The sequence below is a fragment of the Deferrisoma palaeochoriense genome (assembly GCF_054656955.1).
The window spans coordinates 1-4925 of sequence record NZ_BAAHXI010000117.1 but is presented as its reverse complement, the minus strand read 5'-3'; the positions used below and the strand labels follow the sequence as shown (position 1 = coordinate 4925).

The 4925-nt window shown below is 73.3% G+C and carries 3 protein-coding genes; all 3 read left to right on the top strand.

The annotated features are described in order from the left end of the window. Positions 1–185: 185 nt before the first annotated feature. The 3 genes from ACYQ8L_RS18005 (at position 186) to ACYQ8L_RS17995 (ending at position 4848) form a co-directional block, all read left to right on the top strand. Entirely contained in the window at positions 186–2063 is a 1878-nt protein-coding gene (locus tag ACYQ8L_RS18005) for a YgiQ family radical SAM protein (protein ID WP_459943204.1), read from the top strand. After that, positions 2060–2623, top strand: a complete 564-nt coding sequence (locus ACYQ8L_RS18000) for a helix-turn-helix domain-containing protein (protein WP_459943203.1) — start codon at positions 2060–2062, stop codon at positions 2621–2623. Before ACYQ8L_RS18005 ends, ACYQ8L_RS18000 begins: the two co-directional genes overlap by 4 nt. A 152-nt stretch (positions 2624–2775) precedes the next feature. Beyond that, the gene (locus ACYQ8L_RS17995; RefSeq protein ID WP_459943202.1) at positions 2776–4848 is read left to right on the top strand and encodes a hybrid sensor histidine kinase/response regulator; all 2073 of its coding nucleotides are present in this window, start codon (positions 2776–2778) and stop codon (positions 4846–4848) included. The last annotated feature ends 77 nt before the right edge of the window (positions 4849–4925 follow it).

Sequence of the window (4925 nt, the reverse complement as noted above, 5' to 3'; positions counted from 1 at the left end):
GGGTTAATACCTGCCTAGCCGCCAAGCCGCCTAGCGGACGTTACCTGGCCGTCGGGCCCCGATGCGCGGCGCGAACGGGGGGCGCGGGGCGAAGGGGTAGGGTACGCCGAGGCCCTGGGTTCGCTTTTCCCGTGTCCCTGTAGTAGGCTTCCGCGCCTTCCGATTTCCGCGAGGTACCCAAACCCATGAGCCAACCGTTCCGCTTCCTCCCCGAGGCCCCCGAGGGGCCCGGGGACGTGTTCGACGTCGTCCTGGTCACGGGCGACGCCTACGTGGACCACCCGGCCTTCGGCGCGGCCCTGATCGGCCGGTACCTGGAGAGCCTGGGGTTGCGGGTGGGCATCCTGGCCCAGCCCGACTGGACCCGGCCCGACGATTTCCGCCGGTTCGGCCGGCCCCGGCTCTTTTTCGGGGTGACGGCCGGGAACCTGGACTCGGCCGTGGCCCACTACACCCCGGACCGCCGCCGCCGCAAGCGGGACGCCTACTCCCCCGGCGGGCAGCCGGGCCGCCGGCCCGACCGGGCCACCGTGGTGTACGCCCAGCGGTGCAAGGAGGCCTACCCCGACGTGCCGGTGGTACTGGGGGGGGTGGAGGCGAGCCTGCGGCGGCTCGCCCACTACGATTTCGTGGAGGACCGGGTGCGCCGGTCGGTCCTGGCCGACGCCAAGGCCGAGTTCCTGGTGTACGGCATGGCCGAGCGGGCCCTGGGGGAGCTGGCCCGGGGGCTCGCGGCCGGCTGCCCCCCGGAGGACCTGCGGGGGCTCCGGGGCATCGCCTACCGCACTACCGAGCCGCCGGAGGGGGAGGGGGTTCTCGAGCTTCCGTCCTACGAGGAGGTGGCCGACGACCCGGACGCGTTTTTCCGGTACTTCCAGGCCCTCGACCGGGCGATGCGCCAGCCCGCGCCGCCGGCCTTGGTGCAGCGCCACGGCCCCGTGGCCGTGGTGGTGAACCCGCCGGCCGAGCCCCTTTCCCCGGAGGAGCTCGACGCCCTGTACCACCTGCCGTTCACCCGGCGGTACCCGCCCCGGTACGACGCCGAAGGGGGCGTGCCGGCCCTCGAGCCCGTGCGGTGGTCGGTGGTGACCCACCGGGGCTGCTACGGCGGGTGTTCGTTCTGCGCCCTGGCGGCCCACCAGGGCAAGGGCATCGTGAGCCGGCCGGCAGAGGGCGTGGTGGAGGAGGTGCGCCGGCTCGCCCAGGACCCGGAGTTCCGGGGCACCCTGACCGACGTGGGGGGGCCCACGGCCAACATGTACGGCACGGGTTGCACCAAGGCCGGGCCCGGCCGGTTCGCCTGCGACCGGCCGAGCTGCCTGATGCCCGAGGTGTGCCCCCACCTGGAAACCGGCGGCCAGCCCTATCTCGACCTCCTGCGGGCCGTGCGCCGGGTGCCGGGCGTGAAGCACGTGTTCGTGGCCTCGGGGCTCCGGCACGACCTCCTCCTGCGGCCCAACCAGAGGCGGCTCTTTCGGGAGATCGTGGCCCGCCACGTGGGCGGCCAGATGAAGGTGGCCCCCGAGCACGTGGCGAACCGGGTGCTACGGCTCATGGGCAAGCCGGGCCGCCGCACCTGGAAGGAGTTCCTGGAAACCTTCGGGCGGATCCGCCGCGACCTCGACCGGCCGGTGTACGTGATCCCCTACCTCATGACGGGCCACCCGGGCTGCGACCTGACCGACGCCCTGGACCTCGCCGGGTTCGTGAGCGACCTGGGCCGGTTCGCCGAGCAGGTCCAGGATTTCACCCCGACCCCGATGACGCGGTCCACTTGCATGTACGTGACGGGCCGCGACCCCCTCACGGGCGAGGAGGTGCCGGTGCCCAAGGGGCGGGAGAAGCGGGTCCAGCGGGCCCTGGCCCAGTTCCAGAGCCCCCGGAACCGGGAGTACCTGATCCGGCATTTCGAGGCCGAGGGCCGGCCCGACGTGCTGCGGCGGCTCTACGGCCCGGGGTACCGTGACCGGGCCCGCAAGGGCTTTGACTCCCGTTCCAAACGCTGTGATACTAGGCGCTGTTCCCCGAAGCCACACCGGAAACGGAGCGAGGAGACCCCATGAACGTTGGAAAGCGGATCCGGAGGATGCGGGAGGCCCAGGATCTGAGCCTGGCCCAGGTGGCCCAGATGACCGGGTTGAGCGAGGAGTACCTCCAGAACGTGGAGGAGGGGGCCGAGGTGCCCTCCATCGGCGCCGTGCTCCGGATCTCCCGGGCCCTGGGTTCGAAGATGGGCCAGATCCTCCACGAGGCCGGCACCCGTTCCGACATCTTCAGCGTGGTGCCGGCGGGGAACGGGGCCACGGTGGACCGAGCGGTCCAGCGCACCGGCCAGGGGTACACCTACCAGAGCCTGGTGGCCCCCGACCTCAGGGGCCAAGGCATGGAGCCGTTCCTCGTGACCTTCGACCCCAAGGCGGCGAGCTCGGTGCAGCCCATGGTCCACGAGGGCGAGGAGTTCCTCTACATCCTCTCGGGCACGGTGGAGCTCCTCTACGACGGCGAGACCTACACCCTGAAGAAGGGCGACAGCCTCTACATCGATTCGTCCCGGCCCCACGCCCTGCGGGGCATCGGGAAGACCCCGCCCCAGGCCCTGGCGGTCATCTTCAGCCGGGACTGAGATCCCCTCACCGCGGCCCTCTCCCCCCGCAACGGGGGGAGAGGGTGCCAGAACCCGGCCGCCGTGTGTCCGGCGGCGGGGGCGGCTCGCCCTCAAGAAGTCGGGCCCGTCGGCCGATCCGGTACCGGCCCCATTGCCGCTCCGGAGCGCCCATGGACCACACCCCCCGCCGGATCCTGTTGCGCGTTCTCCTCTCCTTGGCCGTCGCGGTCGCCCTGGCCGAGGCCGCGGAAGAGACCCTCAAGTTCGCGTTTCCCCACATCCCCCACCTGTGGGCGTACCTCCTGCATTTCGGGCTCATCGCCGGGGCCGCCGCCGTGCTCGTGGCCCGGGGGCCGGTGCGGGTTCTTCGCGAGGCCCTGGCCCGGCGTGCCGAGGCCGAGGCCCGGTACCGGACCCTGTTCGAGGAGTCGCCGGTGCCCTGCTGCCTCACCCGGCGGGAAGGCGACGCCCCGGTGGTGGCCGACGCGAACCGGGCGTTCTGCGAGGCGGTGGGGCTCCCGAAGGACCGGATCGTCGGCCGGCCGCTGGCCGAGTTCTACGACGAGGAGTCCCGGCGGGCCCTTCTGGAGGGCGGCGGCTACGCCCGGGCGCTGGAGGGCCGGTTCCGGGAGGAGCTGCGCACCCTGGTCGGGGCCGACGGCCGGGAAGTGCCCACGGTGCTGCGGGCCCGGCCGGTCCGCACGGCCGAAGGGGAGGCCTGGGGCACCCTCGCGGTGTTCGTGGACCTCACCGAGCGGCTCCGGACCCGGGAGACCCTGGCCCGGCTCCACGCGGCCGTGGAGAACGCCGGGGAGATGGTGATCGTGACCGACGCCGCCGGCCGGATCGCCTACGTGAACCCGGCCTTCGAGCGGATCACGGGGTGGACGGAGGACGAGGCCCTGGGCCGCCGGGTGGAGGATCTCGTTCGGAGCGGCGAGCACCCGGCCGCGTTCTACGCCGAGTTCGAAGAGACCCTCCGCCGGGGCGAAACCTGGACGGGCGCCTTCGTGAACCGCCGCAAGGACGGCACCCCCTTCGAGGTGGACGCCACGGTGTCCCCGATCCGGGACGCGGAGGGACGGATCACCGGCTACGTGGGCATCCAGCGCGACATCACGCGGGAGCGGCAGATGGAGCGGGCCCTCGACCAGGCCCGGCGTCTCGAAACCCTGGGCCAGCTCGCCGGCGCCGTGGCCCACGACTTCAACAACTACCTCACCGTGATCCTGGGGCAGGCCGAGATGGCGGGGATCCAGGGGGACCTTCCCCCGTCGGCCCGGGACCGGCTCGATCGGATCCGCGAGGCGGCCGAGGGGGCGGCCGGCCTGGCGGCGCAGCTCCTCGCGTTCGGCCGGCGGGAGAAGGCCGAGCCCCGGGTGGTGGACCTGGTGGAGGTGGTGCGGGGGCACGAGAAGATGGTCCGGAAGCTCGTGGGCGAGGGCATCCGGGTGGAGCTCCGTCTGGGCGGGGGGGAGGTGCCGGTGCGGCTCGATCCCACCCGGTTCGCCCAGGTGCTCCTGAACCTGGCCGCCAACGCCCGCGACGCTATGCCCGACGGGGGCACGCTCTGGATCCGGGCGGGCCGGGACGGGGACCACGCCGTGCTGGAGGTCGAGGACACCGGGGTGGGCATGGACGAGGCGACCCGGGCCCGGGCCTTCGAGCCGTTTTTCACCACGAAGGCGGGCAAGGGCACGGGCCTCGGGCTCGCCACGGTCTACGGCATCGTGACCCAAGCCGGCGGCACGATCGAGGTGAAGAGCGCCCCCGGCCGGGGGTGCCGGTTCGCGATCCGGCTTCCGCTGGCCGACGGGGCGGCCTCCGCGGGTCCCCGCCCCGCGCGGGCGCCGTCGGCGGCCCGGGGACGGGGCCTTACGGTGCTCGTGGTGGACGACGAACCCCAGGTGGGCCGGGCCGTGGCCGACGCCCTCGCGGCCCTGGGGTACCGGCCGCTCCGGGCCGAGGGGCCCGGGGAGGCGCTCCTTCTGGCCGAGCGGGAGGGATGGCGGATCGACGCCCTGGTGACCGACGTGCGCATGCCCCTCATGGACGGCCCCGCGCTGGCCCGCCGGCTCCGGGAACAGGCGCCCGGCCTGCCCGTGGTTTTCGTTTCGGGACACGCGGCCGGGATCGAGCTTCCCGAGGACGCGGTGTTCGTGGGGAAACCCTTCCGCACGGCCGATCTGGGCCGGGCCCTGGACCGGGTGCTCGCGCCCGCGCTGGGGAAGGCGGCGAACTGAGATCGCGGGGGGACCAGGGGGCAGAGGACAGAAGACAGAGGACAGGGGGTGGCGTTCCAGCTTCCGAGTGACTTCCC